Origin of the sequence: Verrucosispora sp. SN26_14.1 (assembly GCF_004307965.1) — a bacterium.
GTDB lineage: Bacteria > Actinomycetota > Actinomycetes > Mycobacteriales > Micromonosporaceae > Micromonospora.
In genome coordinates, this window is the sequence record NZ_SISL01000133.1 from 1 (window position 1) to 13,483 (window position 13,483).

14 protein-coding genes and 1 tRNA gene are annotated in these 13,483 nt (G+C 70.6%); 12 read left to right on the forward strand and 3 right to left on the reverse strand.

Translation table 11 applies throughout. The features are described 5' to 3' along the window. The coding region (locus EYA84_RS14265) for a thiamine pyrophosphate-binding protein (protein WP_255446615.1) at window positions 1-989 on the reverse strand (989 nt) is incomplete at its 3' end. Between the two features lie 271 nt (window positions 990-1,260). Here EYA84_RS14265 and EYA84_RS14270 point away from each other — a divergent pair. Both EYA84_RS14270 and EYA84_RS14275 read left to right on the forward strand, forming a co-directional pair. Then, window positions 1,261-1,851 (forward strand): YqgE/AlgH family protein, encoded by a 591-nt coding sequence (locus tag EYA84_RS14270; RefSeq protein WP_131053527.1) that lies wholly within the window; start codon window positions 1,261-1,263, stop codon window positions 1,849-1,851. Window positions 1,852-1,951: 100 nt separating this feature from the next. Then, a tRNA-Ala gene (locus tag EYA84_RS14275) sits at window positions 1,952-2,024 on the forward strand. A gap of 147 nt (window positions 2,025-2,171) precedes the next feature. Here the strand turns inward: EYA84_RS14275 and EYA84_RS14280 are convergent. Beyond that, on the reverse strand, window positions 2,172-2,579 hold the full coding sequence (locus EYA84_RS14280; RefSeq protein WP_131053528.1) for a VOC family protein: 408 nt from the start codon (window positions 2,577-2,579) through the stop codon (window positions 2,172-2,174). A gap of 74 nt (window positions 2,580-2,653) precedes the next feature. Here EYA84_RS14280 and EYA84_RS14285 point away from each other — a divergent pair, with 74 nt between their 5' ends. From EYA84_RS14285 to EYA84_RS14295, 3 genes are all read left to right on the forward strand, one after another. Further along, the gene (locus tag EYA84_RS14285) at window positions 2,654-3,232 is read left to right on the forward strand and encodes a TetR/AcrR family transcriptional regulator (RefSeq protein WP_131053529.1); all 579 of its coding nucleotides are present in this window, start codon (window positions 2,654-2,656) and stop codon (window positions 3,230-3,232) included. A gap of 151 nt (window positions 3,233-3,383) precedes the next feature. Further along, complete coding sequence (locus EYA84_RS14290; protein WP_131053530.1) at window positions 3,384-4,205, forward strand: aspartate/glutamate racemase family protein; 822 nt, start codon at window positions 3,384-3,386, stop codon at window positions 4,203-4,205. Continuing rightward, window positions 4,175-5,317, forward strand: a complete 1,143-nt coding sequence (locus EYA84_RS14295) for a nitronate monooxygenase family protein (protein ID WP_201272387.1) — start codon at window positions 4,175-4,177, stop codon at window positions 5,315-5,317. Before EYA84_RS14290 ends, EYA84_RS14295 begins: the two co-directional genes overlap by 31 nt. 52 nt (window positions 5,318-5,369) lie before the next feature. On the opposite strand, the gene EYA84_RS14300 is transcribed toward EYA84_RS14295, so the two are convergent. Continuing rightward, window positions 5,370-6,593, reverse strand: a complete 1,224-nt coding sequence (locus EYA84_RS14300) for an MFS transporter (protein ID WP_131053531.1) — start codon at window positions 6,591-6,593, stop codon at window positions 5,370-5,372. Between the two features lie 266 nt (window positions 6,594-6,859). Here EYA84_RS14300 and EYA84_RS14305 point away from each other — a divergent pair, with 266 nt between their 5' ends. From EYA84_RS14305 to EYA84_RS14335, 7 genes are all read left to right on the forward strand, one after another. Beyond that, the gene (locus tag EYA84_RS14305) at window positions 6,860-7,741 is read left to right on the forward strand and encodes a hypothetical protein (protein WP_131053532.1); all 882 of its coding nucleotides are present in this window, start codon (window positions 6,860-6,862) and stop codon (window positions 7,739-7,741) included. Beyond that, window positions 7,738-8,544 (forward strand): enoyl-CoA hydratase/isomerase family protein, encoded by an 807-nt coding sequence (locus EYA84_RS14310; protein ID WP_131053533.1) that lies wholly within the window; start codon window positions 7,738-7,740, stop codon window positions 8,542-8,544. Before EYA84_RS14305 ends, EYA84_RS14310 begins: the two co-directional genes overlap by 4 nt. Continuing rightward, a complete protein-coding gene (locus EYA84_RS14315) occupies window positions 8,525-8,953 on the forward strand; it encodes a MaoC/PaaZ C-terminal domain-containing protein (protein WP_131053534.1) in 429 nt (142 codons plus the stop codon). The genes EYA84_RS14310 and EYA84_RS14315 overlap by 20 nt, the downstream gene beginning before the upstream one ends. Next, the gene (locus tag EYA84_RS14320) at window positions 8,950-10,494 is read left to right on the forward strand and encodes a class I adenylate-forming enzyme family protein (RefSeq protein ID WP_236145762.1); all 1,545 of its coding nucleotides are present in this window, start codon (window positions 8,950-8,952) and stop codon (window positions 10,492-10,494) included. Before EYA84_RS14315 ends, EYA84_RS14320 begins: the two co-directional genes overlap by 4 nt. Window positions 10,495-10,742: 248 nt before the next feature. After that, window positions 10,743-11,765, forward strand: coding sequence for an ABC transporter substrate-binding protein (locus tag EYA84_RS14325; protein WP_161594969.1), 1,023 nt, complete (start codon window positions 10,743-10,745; stop codon window positions 11,763-11,765). Window positions 11,766-11,794: 29 nt separating this feature from the next. Continuing rightward, the gene (locus EYA84_RS14330) at window positions 11,795-12,655 is read left to right on the forward strand and encodes an ABC transporter permease (protein ID WP_131053536.1); all 861 of its coding nucleotides are present in this window, start codon (window positions 11,795-11,797) and stop codon (window positions 12,653-12,655) included. Next, window positions 12,652-13,483 (forward strand): ABC transporter ATP-binding protein (locus tag EYA84_RS14335; RefSeq protein ID WP_131053537.1); only part of this gene is annotated, 832 nt, incomplete at its 3' end. The genes EYA84_RS14330 and EYA84_RS14335, both read left to right, overlap by 4 nt.

A 13,483-nucleotide genomic window follows, 5' to 3' on the forward strand; every position in this document is an offset into this window, starting at 1 on the left:
CCGGACCCGCCGACCCGGTCGGCCAGCGCGGCGAGGGCGAGCCCGGCGTCGCCGAGCAGGCTGTCGCCGACCGGTGCCCGGGCCGCCTCCTCCGGGTCGTCGGTGACGTGCAGCAGGCGTACGCCGTCGGGCAGCGTCTCGCCCGGTACGTGCGGGTAGTAGCGGAACACCGGGGCGCCGACCACCAGCACCGTGTCGTGTCCGCGGAGGCGCTCGGCCAGCGGGGCGATCGCGAAGGGCAGGACGCCCTGGAAGTGCGGGTGGTCCTCGGGGAAGGCGGTCCGCTCGGGTGCGGGCGCCGTCCAGACCGGGGCGGCCAGCCGCTCGGCCAGCGCGACCGCGTGCTCCCATGCTCCGGCGCGGTCCACGGCGGCACCGAGCACGATCGCCGGTGACCGGCTGTCCGCCAACACCGTGGCGAACTCGGCGAGCCGGTACGGGTCGGGAGCGAACCGGGTGGCCACCGTGCGGGCCTGGGGTGGCGGGTCGGCGGGCTGGGCCCAGTCGTCCAGCGGCAGGGAGAGGAAGACCGGCCCGGTCGGCGGCTGGACGGCGGTGGCGTACGCCCGCATCAGCGCCGCCGGTACGTCCTGCGCGCGGACCGGTTCGTGGGCCCATTTGACGTACGGCTGCGGCAGCTCGGTGGGGTGCCGGGCGGTGAGTCGGGGTTCGAGCAGCAGCATCTCCCGGGTCTGCTGGCCGGCGGTGACGATCAGCGGGGTCCGGTTGTGCCAGGCGGTGACGATGTTGCCCATGGCGTTGCCGGTGCCCGGCGCGGTGTGCAGGTTGACGTGGGCGGGCCCGCCGGTGGCCTGGGCGTACCCGTCGGCCATGCCCACCGCCGACGCCTCCTGGAGGGCCAGCACGTAGTGGAAGTCGTCGGGGAAGTCCTGGAGGAAGGGCTCCTCGGTGGAACCGGGGTTGCCGAAGACGGTGGTCATGCCGAGGGCGCGGAGCAGCTCGTAGGTGGTGTCCCGGACCGTTGTCATCGTCTTCGAATCTATCCGGGCGGCTCGGTTCACCAGGGGTTTTCGCCTCTGTTCGGCGGCCGGTGGGGCCCGCTGGCCCGGTTGTTGGCCCGGTTTCGCCGCCCCCCGCCGAGACCGGTGTCGATCACCCGACGATCAGACCTTCGCGACCGCCGTGGACGCAGGCTATGGTGCCAGGCATGGCAAAGACAGCGTGGATGGTGCCGATCGGGTCCGCCGTCCCGATGTGTGGTCGCTTCCGCTGCCCGGTACACGGTTGACGGGTGCGGTGATGCAGGGAGAGGGGCAGGCGATCGGCGGACGGGCGACGGAGTCGATGGCGGGCAAGCTGATGGTGGCGACGCCGGCGCTGAAGGACCCGAACTTCGACCGCACAGTCGTGTTGCTGGTCGCGCACGAACCCGGCGGCGCGCTCGGCGTGGTGCTCAACCGGGCGACCGAGGTGGCAGTGGCCGACGTGCTGCGCGACTGGGGCGATCTGGCCCGCCATCCGGCCGTGTTGTTCGAGGGCGGCCCGGTGCAGCCCGACTCGGCGATCTGTCTGGCCCGGATGCGGCAGCCGGTCCGTCGACTCAAGGGCTTCCACCAGGTCTCCGGCGCGGTCGGCACGCTCGACCTCTCGGTCGACCCGCAGCGGCTGCGGGAGAGCGTGGAGAGCATCCGGGTCTTCGCCGGGTACGCGGGCTGGGGCGCGGGACAGTTGGAGCAGGAGATCGAGGACGGCTCCTGGTTCGTGCTGGACGCGCTGCCCGGTGACGCGTTCGTCGACCGTCCGGACGACCTGTGGCCGATGGTGCTGCGCAGGCAGGGCGGCATGATGGCCGCGGTGGCGCACTTCCCCCCGGACGTGGCACTGAACTGAGGGCTCCGACGCCGTCTCGCGGGGGACCCCCGCGAGATGACCATGCCGCCGACCGTGTGTATAGTTCTCCCAGTGCCCGGGCGACCGGGCGCGACAGCAAGGGGCCGTGGCGCAGCTGGTAGCGCACCACACTGGCAGTGTGGGGGTCAGGGGTTCGAGTCCCCTCGGCTCCACCGAACGCACCATGTGCGAACCGGTGGTTTGTTCCTCGTAGATGCCCCCGCCCGGGTGGGACGGGGGCATCACTGTTTCACCGGGGCATACGCGCCCCGGTCCGGGAGCACGCCGCCACCGGGCTGCGGGGATTCGAGCCGGCCGGGTCACGCCTGGCGGTAGGCGTCCTGGTATCCGCCCTGGGGCGGGATCGGTTGGATGACGTCCAGCAGCACCCCGTCGGGTGCGGCGACGATGAAGTGCCGCTGCCCGAAGTCCTCGTCGCGGAGCGCCAGCACCGGCGTCAATCCGGCCTCGTCGGTCAACCGGGCATGGACCGCGTCGACGTCGTCGACCTCGAGGTTGACGATCACTCCGCGCGGCAGCTTCCGGTATCCGTCGGGGATGGTGGTGTGGTCGTGGGCGAGGATCGCCAGCTCGAAGGTGCCCAGGCGCAGGCTGACGTACCAGTCGGACTCGTAGGTCGGCTCGAAGCCGAGCACGCGTCGATAGAAGCCGGCTGCGGCGGCCACGTCCTGGGACGTCAGGACCGGGTAGAAACTGGTGACGGTCATCGAATGCTCCTTTACGTACACTGTGTATGTATCGCTGCACACGATACATACACTGCGTACGTAAAGGAAGCTCCATGCCTCGCGCCACTGCGGCTGCCGCCGCCCGGACCGCCCAGCAGGTCCTCGATTCGGCGATCGACCTCTTCGCCGCCAGGGGATTCGCCGACGTCTCGCTCGACGACGTGGCGCGATCCGCAGGAGTGACGCGGGGCGCGGTCTATCACCACTACCGGAACAAGCCGGGTCTGTTCCGTGCCGCCGTGGCGCAGCTCCAGGCGCGTGTGGCCGCGAGCGTGGTGGAGGCGGCCGGTCGGGCCGGTGACGATCCCGGTGAGCAGCTGCGGGCGGGTTCGCATGCGTTCCTCGACGCGATCACCGCCCCGTCCGTCGTCCGCATCCTGCTCGTCGACGGTCCGGCCGTGCTGGGGTGGGAGCGCTGGCGCCTGCTCGACGCGGAGCACTCCGCCGCTCACCTCAGTGAGGCTCTCGGTGCGGTGGGTGTGCCGGACGGCCTCCTCGACGCGTTGGCGGCGCAGTTGTCCGGGGCGATGAACGAGGCCGCGCTCTGGGTCGCGCGACACGACGACGCCTCGGCCGCGCGCGAACAGGCGCACTCGGCCCTCGACCGGCTCCTGGCCGCCGCGCTCACCTGAGGGTGCACGACAGTCCGAGTCGCCAGGTGGGTCGAGAAGCAGACCTTTCGGAAGTGTGGACAGATAGATCTCTCAGCCCTTGGGTTGATGGTCCATCTGCATCGTTGACACTCTTGCGATATATAAGTCAGACTTTTCGCGGGAGGTCGACATGAGTGAGCCTCGACGGCTGGCGGTCATCAACTCCGACGCGAAACGAGCCCCGGTGCTGCCCGATCCACCCGGTCTCGTCACCGACCTGGTGGACCCGCGACTGCGCCGGTTCGCCCGCACCAAATACGATCATCTGCTCACCGAACTGGGCACAGTGGACGCCGCCGAGGCGGCCATCGCCGCCGGATGCGACGCGGTCTACATCGACACCTTCGCCGACTACGGGATGGCGCAACTGCGCGCCGCCGCACCCGTACCGGTCGTCGGGGCCGGTGAGGCCGTACTGGCCTGGGCGGCCGAGTCCGGTCGCCGGTTCAGCATCGTCACCGTCTGGCCGACGTCCATGGACTACATCTACGCCGATCGGCTCGCCGCCTGCCCGGGTGGGGAACTCGCCGTCGGGGTGCACTACCTCTCCGACGAGTCGGAGCTGGACCGGGTCGGCACCGACGCCGGGGTCAAGGCGCGGATGGGCCGGGGCGAGGACGACGTCGTCTCCGCCATCACCCGGGCCTGTCTGGACGCCGCACAGCGCGACGGGACCGACCTGATCCTGTTCGGCTGCACCTGTATGACACCGGTGTCGGCCGAGGTGGCCCGGCGTGCCGGCATCGAGATCGTCGACCCGTCGGTGATCGGGTTGCGCGCGGGTCACGCGGCGGCACTCGGCCCACGTCCGGAGCCGCCGGTCGCCGCGCAGCGACTCGGGGCGGTGACGGAACTGGTCGACGCCTACCTCGGCGTCGCCGCCGGGGCGAGCTGCGGCGTCGACGCCGACGGCTGTGAGGTGTGCGCGGTGACCGCCGGGCCGTCGTCGTGACCCCGCTCTGCCGCCGGCTCGGGGTCGACCTGCCGGTGCTGGCGTTCAGCCACTGCCGCGACGTGGTCGCGGCGGTCAGCCGGGCGGGCGGGCTCGGCGTACTCGGGGCCGCCTCGATGACCCCGGACGACCTCGACCGGGACCTCACCTGGCTGGACCGGGAGTGCGCCGGGCGGCCGTACGGCGTGGATCTGCTCTTTCCGGCGAAGTCGGCCGGGGACGACCCGGCGGAGCTGGCCGGTCGGATCCCGGCCGACCACCGGGCGTTCGTGGACGCGCTGCGGACCCGGTGGGGTGTGCCGGTGCGCCGCAGCGAGCCTGGCCACAACCGGCTCGGCGGCATGCCGACCGAGATCGACCACCTGATGACCCACGCCAACGCCCATGCCCTGTGGGAGGTCGCCCGGGCGCATCCGATCCGCCTGGTGGCCAGCGCTCTCGGCCCGCCGCCGGCCGAGGTGCGTGCCGAGACGACCCGACGCGGCATGCTCCTCGCCGGGCTGGTCGGCGATCCGCGGCACGTGCGCCACCAACTGGCCGCCGGGGTGGACGTGCTGGTGGCGCAGGGCTACGAGGCGGCCGGGCACACCGGCGACATCACCACGATGGTGCTGGTGCCGCAGGTGGTGGCCGCCGCCGGTGACGTACCGGTGGTCGCCGCCGGTGGGATCGCCACCGGCCGGCAGGTGGTCGCGGCCCTCGCGTTGGGCGCGCAGGCGGTCTGGACCGGATCGGTCTGGCTGGCCACCGCCGAGAGCGACCTCGACCCGGTGGTCAAGGAGAAGATCGTCGCCGCAGCGGCGACCGACACCGAGAAGACCACCTCGTACACCGGCAAGCCGACCCGGCAGCTCACCACCGCCTGGACCCGGGCGTGGCGGACGCCGGAGGCACCGCCGTCCTTGCCGTCGCCGGTACAGCAGGTGTTGGCGCGGGACACCGTGGTCAGCGCGTTCGAGCACCAGGTGACCCCGGTGATGGGTTCGGCGGCCGGGCAGGCCGTCGGTCTGGTGACCGGGACCCGCTCGGTCGCCGCCGTCCTGGACGACCTGCGGATGCAGATGGCCGACGCGGTCGAGGCGGTGACGAGGCTGGCCGACGACGCGGGCTGACCGACGAGGCGTCCGGTCGACAGGTCGGGCGGCCCGGTCGGGAACGCCGTGGTCACCGTGCCGACCGTCGGTCGCGGCGCGCCTGCACGGCCACCGCGACCAGGGTGTACGCCGCCAGTGTCGTGATGCCGCCGGTGGCCACCGCCATCACCGTGGTCAGCGCGACACCGCCCAGCGCGAGCCCACCGAGCAGCGAGGTGCCGCCCAGGGTGGCGAACGCGGCGACCATCCAGGCGGCGAAGACCTCGGCGCGGCGGTGCGTCGGCGCCCAGTAGCCGATCAGCCGGGTCGCGCCGAGCAGCACCAGACCGCCGCCGGTGCCGACCAGCACCGTGCCGGCGATCGTCACCGCGCCGCTGGCCAGGTGCAGGGCGGCGGTGGTGGTGCCGGCACCGGCGGCGATGACCAGGACGCCGAGGCCGACCGAGCGGGCCGCCGGCACCCGGTTCGCCGCGATCTGGGCGAGCAGGGTCATGGTGACCAGCAGGGTGAGCAGGCCACCGGTTCCGCCTGCGGTGCTGATGCCGGCCCCCTCGGTGAGGATGCGCGCGCCGAACGTGCCGAACAGGGCCATGCAGCTGTTGAGCGTCATCAGCGAGCAGGTCGCGATGCTGAACGGCAGCAGGATCGCCCGGGGGACGCGGACCGTACGGACCAGCCGGACCCGGCCCGCCGTCCGGCGGTCGGCCGGTGCCCGGAGCAGCAGCACCAACGGCACCAGCGCGACCGCGCCGATCACGACGTACGGAAGCACCAGCGGGTACGCGGTGTGGTCGGCGAGGAGTCCGGCGATCAGCGGCCCGAAGCCCATGCCGAGGGTGGTGCAGACCGCGTGCGTCAGGCTGCCGGCCCGGGTGCCCCGGGGGTGGAAGTCCAGCAGCGCGGCGGCGGTGGTGGCGCTGACCATGCCGGTCGCCATGCCCTGCACGAATCGTCCGGCGACCAGCACCGGCAGCGTGGTGGCGGCGGCCGTCACCAGGCAGGCGAGCAGCACCAGTGCGACGCCGAGCAGCATCGTGACGCGTCGGCCGATCAGGTCGGAGAGTCCGCCGAGCAGCGTGACCACCACGATCACGCCGACCGGGTATCCGGCGAACGCCAGGCTCACCTGCGCCGGATCGAGGTCCCACCGCTGTGCGTAGACCGCGAACAGCGGGGACGCGGCGAAGCTGCCGAGCACTGCCACCAGGACCAGCGCGCCGGAGGCGGCAGCCATCACCACCGAGGGTCGGTACGCCGGTGCGTCGGGCGGGCCGGTGGTGGTGCCGTCGCGCACCTCAGGGGCTCCGGGGCAGAGAGGTAGACACTAGGACACCGCCTTCCGTCAAAAGTCTGAGGAATCAACAGCAGCAGTGTCAAGGTCTTGCCAGACCCGGTCCTCGGCCTGCACAGTGTGCACCTGAGCTGCTCAGGTGGACGTTGCAAGACGGAAACGACGGGGCACTTCGCGACGCGCCATCGTCATCTTCTCGGTTAACACCTGACATATGCCTTTCGGAACCTGGAGAACACCCCACACCGGCGAGAGGTGGAGGAACGCAGGTGACAGTGACGATCGTCGACTCCACGACGCTGCCGTGGGTCAACGGCCAGGACGTGTACGACTCGATGGAACCGGCCTTCCGGGACAACTTCGGAGGCGATCCGGAGCAGGTGCGTGACCTGCTGTCCCGGTACTGGATGCGGTCGCTGTGGCGGGACCGTGAGAGCACCCGACGCATCGACCACGTACGGGCCGCGCCCGGCTACCGCGACCTCAGCGAGGCATACCACGACAGCGTCGAGGAGTCGTACTTCCTGGCCGGGGTCGCCGAGCTGAGCGCCGAGGGGCGGCTGGTCGAGGGCGACTACTTCTGGCGTCCGCCCGGCTGGGTGCACAAGGCGTGGAGCGACGAGGGCTTCGAGAACATCCTCTGCATGGAGGGGGAGGTCGCCAGCGAACACAGTGGTCGGGTCTCCCGGGTGGTCTGCCCGGACGACCGGGCCGGCGCACAGGCGCGCGACGACGCGGACGGTGGGATCGGACCCCGGGGCTACCAGCGCCGGGTCGAGTCACGGTTCGTGCCGTGGACACCGCTGGACGCACCGTGGTCCGGGGTGGACGCCATCGTGCTCGGCCTGCCTGCCATGTCCGACGGGGTGCGTTCCACCGCCGACGAGGCGGTGCCGCTCGCCAAGGCGCTGAGCCAGAACGTCGACACCGGTGCCTGTAGCGCCCTGGTCCGCCTGCCGGCCGGCTACACCGGGGCGCCCACCCCGGTGCCCCGGGACCGTTTCCTGGTCACCACCCGGGGCGACCTCGTGGTGGACGGCGTGACGCTCACCCCCTGCTCGCTGCTGCACGTACCCGCCGGCGCGCGGGGTCCGGCGCTGACCGCGGCGACCGACGTCGAACTGTTCGTCAAGGTGGGGGAGCGGACGTGACGCGGGTACGGCACACCACGGACGACCAGGTCATGACGATCGTGCTGGACGGTCCGGACTCGATGAACAGCCTCACCCCAGCGGTGATCGCCGGGCTGGACGCCGCGCTCGACGAGGCCGAGCAGGACCACGCTCTGCGGGCGGTCGTGGTCACCGGTGCCGGGGAGCGGGCCTTCAGCGTCGGGATGGACATCGACTTCCTGGAGTCGTGCTTCGCCGATCCACAGCGGACGTTCCTGCCCTTCCTGCGGTCGTACCACGCGGTGCTGCGCCGGATCGAACATCTCGGCGTACCGGTGATCGCGCGGGTCAACGGGCTGGCGCGAGCCGGTGGGTTCGAACTGATCCTCGCCTGCGACTTCGTGATCGCCGCCGACGAGGCCCGGGTCGGCGACATCCACCTGGAGTTCGGGATGCCGCCGGGTGCCGGGTCGAGCCAGCGGGCCCCGCGCAAGCTCGGCGATCAGCGGGCCAAGGCGCTGATGCTCACCCCGACCTGGCTGCGCGGCCCCGAGTTGGTGCAGTGGGGGGTCGCGCTGGCCAGCGCGCCCCTGGCCGAGCTGGACGACGAGGTGGGCAAGCTGCTGGCGATGCTGCGCGGCCGGTCCCGACCCGGGCTGGCGATCACCAAGCGGCTGCTCAACTCGGTGCACACGATGACCCTGGAGGAGGGCCTGCGCTACGAGCGCGAGATGTTCTCCCGGCTGCACGAGGAGGTCGACGAGGTGGCCGAGGGCTATCGCGCGTTCGTGGAGAAGCGCCCACCGGTCTGGGGGGACGTCGATGTCCGCACCCTCGCCTGAGTCGACCGCGACCCCGCAGGTGGTCGTCGACGCGGACCTGGTCGACACGCTGATCGGCCGGGGCGGGTACACCCACCCGCTGTTCCAGCGGGTGCCCGGCGGTGACGCCGGCGGTCCGCCGCTGCCGGGTCAGGCGGTCGTGTTGCTCCTCGGTGGCCTGGTCGAACAGTCCGGCCTGCTCGACGACGCGATCGCACTGCTGGAACTGCGTCGGGTGCGATTCCACAGGATGGTGAAGGCCGGCGCGACGCTACGGGTGCGGATCGAACGCGTCGCAAGCCGGGTCACCTCCCGTGGCACGCAGGTCGTGGACTTCCGCTGGACCGGGATCGACGCGGACGACGAGCCGGTCGCCGAGGTCGAGGCCGTGATGCTGATGAACGGGACAGGAAGGGAGGACACCAGGTGAGGGGTGTGCAGCTCAACATGGCGGCCGGTATCCGGGAGTTCGGCCGGGCCACGCCGCACCGGGTGGCGGTGGTCGACGGCGACCACCAGATCTCCTTCGGCACGCTGGACGAGCGGTCCAACCGCCTCGCCTCGGCCACTCTGGACCGTGGGCTGCGCCCCGGTGAGCGGATCGCGGTCCTGGCGAACAACCGCTTCGAGTACTTCGAGATCTCGGCGGCGATGGCCAAGGCCGGCATTCCGACGGTGCCGCTGAACCCCCGGAACAACGTCGGAGACAACGCGTACGTCCTGGACCACGCGTCGGTCCGGGGGATCATCGTGGCGGACGAGCTGGCCGACCGGGTCGACGGGCTCGTCGACGACCTGCACCTGGTGCTCAGTTTCGGCGGCACGGTGGGTGAGCACTACGACTCCTTCGTCGCCGCCGGTCGCGCGGTGGACCCGGCGGTGCCGGTGGACGAGATGGACCCGTTCTGCATCACCTACACCTCGGGGACCACCGGGCGGCCCAAGGGCGTGCTGCTGACCCACCGGGGGCGGGTGCTGACCGCCTTCGGGGTCGGGCTCGACTACGGCCTGGGCCCCAACAAGAGCACGATCGCGGTGGCACCGATGTACCACGGCGCCGGCTTCGAGTTCGCGTACGCGGCGCCGATGCTCGGTGGCTCCTGCACCGTGCTGCCGACCTGGGACCCGGAGCGACTGCTCGACCTGATGGTGAGCAGCCGTGCGGAGACGGTCTTTCTGGTGCCCACGCACGCCCAGCACATCCGCCGGTTCTGCGAGGACCCGGCGGCCCGCTACGACCTGTCGGCGCTCAAGACCCTCTACTTCAACGCCGCCGCGTTGCCGGTGGCGCTCAAGGAGTGGGTGATCGCGGCGTTCCCGGGGGTCGCCGTGCACGAGTTGTACGGGTCGACCGAGTGCTCCATCGTGACCAACCTGCGGCCGGAGTTCGCCCTGGCCCGGGCCGGCAGCGTCGGCCACCCGTGGTTCTGGAACGAGGTGCGCCTGGTCGGCGAGGACGGCGCCGAGGTGGGGCCGGGCGAGCCCGGTGAGCTGTACGCCCGCTCGCCGTTGCTGCTCACCGGGTACCTCGACGACGAGGAGGCCACCCGGGCCGGGTTCGACGCCGACGGGTTCTTCTCGGTGGGCGACGTGGCGGTCCGCGACGAGGAGGGCTTCATCTCCATCGTGGACCGGAAGAAGGACATGATCATCGCGGGTGGCGTGAACATCTTCCCGCGGGAGATCGAAGAGGTCATCGCCCGGCACGAACCGGTCGACGACGTCGCGGTGGTCGGGGTGCCGGACGAGGTGTACGGCGAGCGCGTCGCCGCCTTCGTGGTCAGCCGGCCGGGCCGGCAGGTGGACGTGACCGCCCTGGACGGGTACGTGCGGGAGCACGTCGCCCGGTACAAGGTCCCCCGGGAGTGGCATCTGGTGGACCGGCTGCCGCGTAATCCGAGCGGCAAGATCCTCAAGCGCACCATCCGGGACGAGTACGCCGGTCCGCCGGAGCAGAGCCAGACCCGTTAGGCCAAAAGTCTGACGTTCCGCGTACCGGTCCACGAAATCCGGCGCGCGTCTCCTGCCCAGATGGCTCGCTGGGTCGACAAGTGCTGTCCAGAAGCGTCGAAATGATCGATGAAGATGTCAGTACTGTAAAACTCTGACTTTTTATAGACTGCCTGCTTGGGGACCGTTATGGTCGCCGTAATCAGGTGTAGATGCGGCCCCCGGGCTTTCACGTCGGGCCGTGCGGACTTCGCCATCAGGAGGCCATCGTGTCCCACCTCAATAGCCCCGGTGCCGCCCTCTCCCGCCGTCGTCTGCTCACCGGTCTCGGGGGTGCCCTCGTCGGCAGCGCCCTGCTGACCGCCTGCGGCAGCGACGACGCCGATTCCAGCTCGAACGACGGACGGACCACCATCCGGCTCGCCGGCATCCCCGCCTCCGCTCTCGCGGCCTTCAAGCTCGCCCTCAAGGAGGGTGCGTTCGAGGAGGCCGGCCTCGACATCAGGTACGAGGAGTACGCGGAGTCGGCGGCCGTCTACACCGCCTACCGGGCCGGTCAGGTCGACGGCGGCCTGGGTGGCATCCCCTCCACCGCCAACCTGGTCGCCACCGGGGTGGACCGCAAGGTGGTCTTCGCCCTTCAGCGCACCACCAACGGGATCCTGGTCCGCGCGGACAGCGGCATCCAGTCCATCGCCGATCTCAAGGGCCGCAAGCTCGGCCTCTTCGGCAGTGCGATCGGCTCGTCGACGAACCAGTTCTTCGCGCTCTGCCGCGAGAAGCACGGGTTCAACCCGACCACCGACTGTCAGGTGCAGTACGGCGCGCCGAACCTGATGGCCGAACTGCTCGGGCAGGGCGACGTGGACATGGCCCTGGTGATCGACCCGGCCGGCGCACCCGAACTGGCCAGCGGGAAGTACCGCTCCCTCGGCGACCTCGGCGTTCTGCTGGAGGAGGCCACCGGGCTCAAGGCGTTCACCGCCGGCTGGGACTTCGCCAGCGAGTTCATCGAGAAGAACCGGGAGGCGGTGCAGGCGTTCGTCGACGTCAACCTGCGGTACCAGACCAGGTTCAACAACGACCAGTCGTTGTGGGACGCCGCGCTGCGCGAGCTCTACAACATCGACGACCAGGCGGTGCTGGACGTGATCTGGAACAGCCAGCGCGGCCGGTTGGTGGAGCAGTGGGGTGACGCCGAGAAGCAGCAGGCGGCGCAGTTGCTCACCTTCCTCAGCGAGAACGGCGAGCCCGAGTTCCTGCCCAAGGTGCCCGACGGGCTCTTCGCCTGACCACCAGCCCGGCATGAGGAGAGGCACCGATGACCCTGTCCGAAACCACCCAGCCGGCGGCCGTGACGGCCGGTACGGCCGACCGTGGCGCGCCGCCGGGACACGGCGGTGGGCCCGGCGGCCCCCGCCGTTTCCTCCGCAACGGCATCGTGCTGCGGGTGGCCTCCGTGTTCATCCTGCTCGTCATCTGGTGGCTGGGCTCACTCGTCGTCGGTGAGCGCATCCTGCCCACCCCGGGCACGACCGCCTCCGCGCTGGCCGACAGCATGCAGGAGCAGACCTTCTGGACCGACCTCCAGGTCACCATGGTCCGGATCCTCATCGGGTTCGCCGCGTCGATGGTGCTCGGTGTGCTCGTCGGTCTGGTGATGGGTCTGTCCCGGATCGCCGAGGGCCTCCTGGACATCTGGATCGCCGTCGGCCAGACCATCCCGAGCCTCTGTTGGGTGATCGTCGCGTTCATCATGTTCGGGCTCAACGACACCGCCACCGTCGTGGCGATCACGCTGACCTCGTTCCCGATCATCGCGATCAACATGTGGACCGGGGTGAAGGCGATCGATCCCCGGCTCGGTCAGATGGCCCGGACCCTCAAGGCCTCGCGCGGCCTGCGGACCCGGGAGGTGACCCTGCCGCAGGTGCTGCCGGCGGTGATGGCGTCGGCCCGCTTCGGGTTCGGCATCGTCTGGAAGGTCGTGGTGATCGCCGAGTTGCTCGGGCGTACCGACGGCATCGGCTACCGGTTGAACTACTGGTTCCAGCTGTTCCGGATGGAGCAGGTCTTCGCGCTCACGCTGTTCTTCTCGATCCTGATGGTGGTGCTCGAACTGGCCGTGTTCAAGCCGATCGAGGCGAAGCTGTTCCGCTGGCGTCCGGAGGGAGCCCGATGAGCACCGACGACCGGATCGTCATCAAGGACCTGGTGAAGGGCTTCCACACCCGGCACGGCTTCACCACGGTCATCGACGGGATGGACCTCACCATCGCCGACGGGGAGTTCGTCGCACTGGTCGGTCCCTCCGGGTGCGGCAAGTCCACGGTGCTGAACATGCTCAGTGGGCTGGACACGGACTTCACCGGCACCGCCGAGATCCGTAGTCGGGCGCCCGGGGTGCACTTCAGCTACGTGTTCCAGGAGCCGAGGCTGCTGCCCTGGAAGACGGTGCGGCAGAACGTCGAGTTCGCCCTCAAGGCCACCGGGGTGGACCGGTCCCAGTGGGCCGACCGGGTGCTGCCGGTGCTGCGCCGGGTGGGGTTGGCCGGGTTCGAGAACCACTACCCGCACCAGATCTCCGGCGGCATGCAGCAGCGCACCGCACTGGCCCGCGCGTTCGTGCTGGACGCGCCGGTGATGCTGATGGACGAGCCGTTCAGCGGGTTGGACGAGTTCACCGCCCGTAGTCTGCGCCAGCTCCTGCTGGAGCTGCGGAGCCAGGAGGAGAGCAAGGCGTTCGTCTTCGTCACGCACAACGTGTTCGAGGCCGCCGTGCTCTCCGACCGGGTGGTGCTGATGTCCAACCGACCGTCGACGATCCGCCGGGTGGTCAAGGTGGAGGTGCCGCTGCCGCGCAGCTACGACGACCCCCGCCTCTTCGACGTCAGCCGTGAGCTGACCCACGAGATCATCTCCTCGATGGTCAGCACCGACGACGGTGGTCTGGTGGTCGGCGAGGAGCACACGCGGCTGGCCGGCCCGCAGGCTGTCTCTTATACAATCT

Coding starts and splice junctions, on each gene's coding strand:
- EYA84_RS14270 (WP_131053527.1), top strand. CDS start 1,261: ATGCAGGGAGAGGGGCAGGCGATCGGCGGACGGGCGACGGAGTCGATG.
- EYA84_RS14280 (WP_131053528.1), bottom strand. CDS start 2,579: ATGACCGTCACCAGTTTCTACCCGGTCCTGACGTCCCAGGACGTGGCC.
- EYA84_RS14285 (WP_131053529.1), top strand. CDS start 2,654: ATGCCTCGCGCCACTGCGGCTGCCGCCGCCCGGACCGCCCAGCAGGTC.
- EYA84_RS14290 (WP_131053530.1), top strand. CDS start 3,384: ATGAGTGAGCCTCGACGGCTGGCGGTCATCAACTCCGACGCGAAACGA.
- EYA84_RS14315 (WP_131053534.1), top strand. CDS start 8,525: ATGTCCGCACCCTCGCCTGAGTCGACCGCGACCCCGCAGGTGGTCGTC.
- EYA84_RS14330 (WP_131053536.1), top strand. CDS start 11,795: ATGACCCTGTCCGAAACCACCCAGCCGGCGGCCGTGACGGCCGGTACG.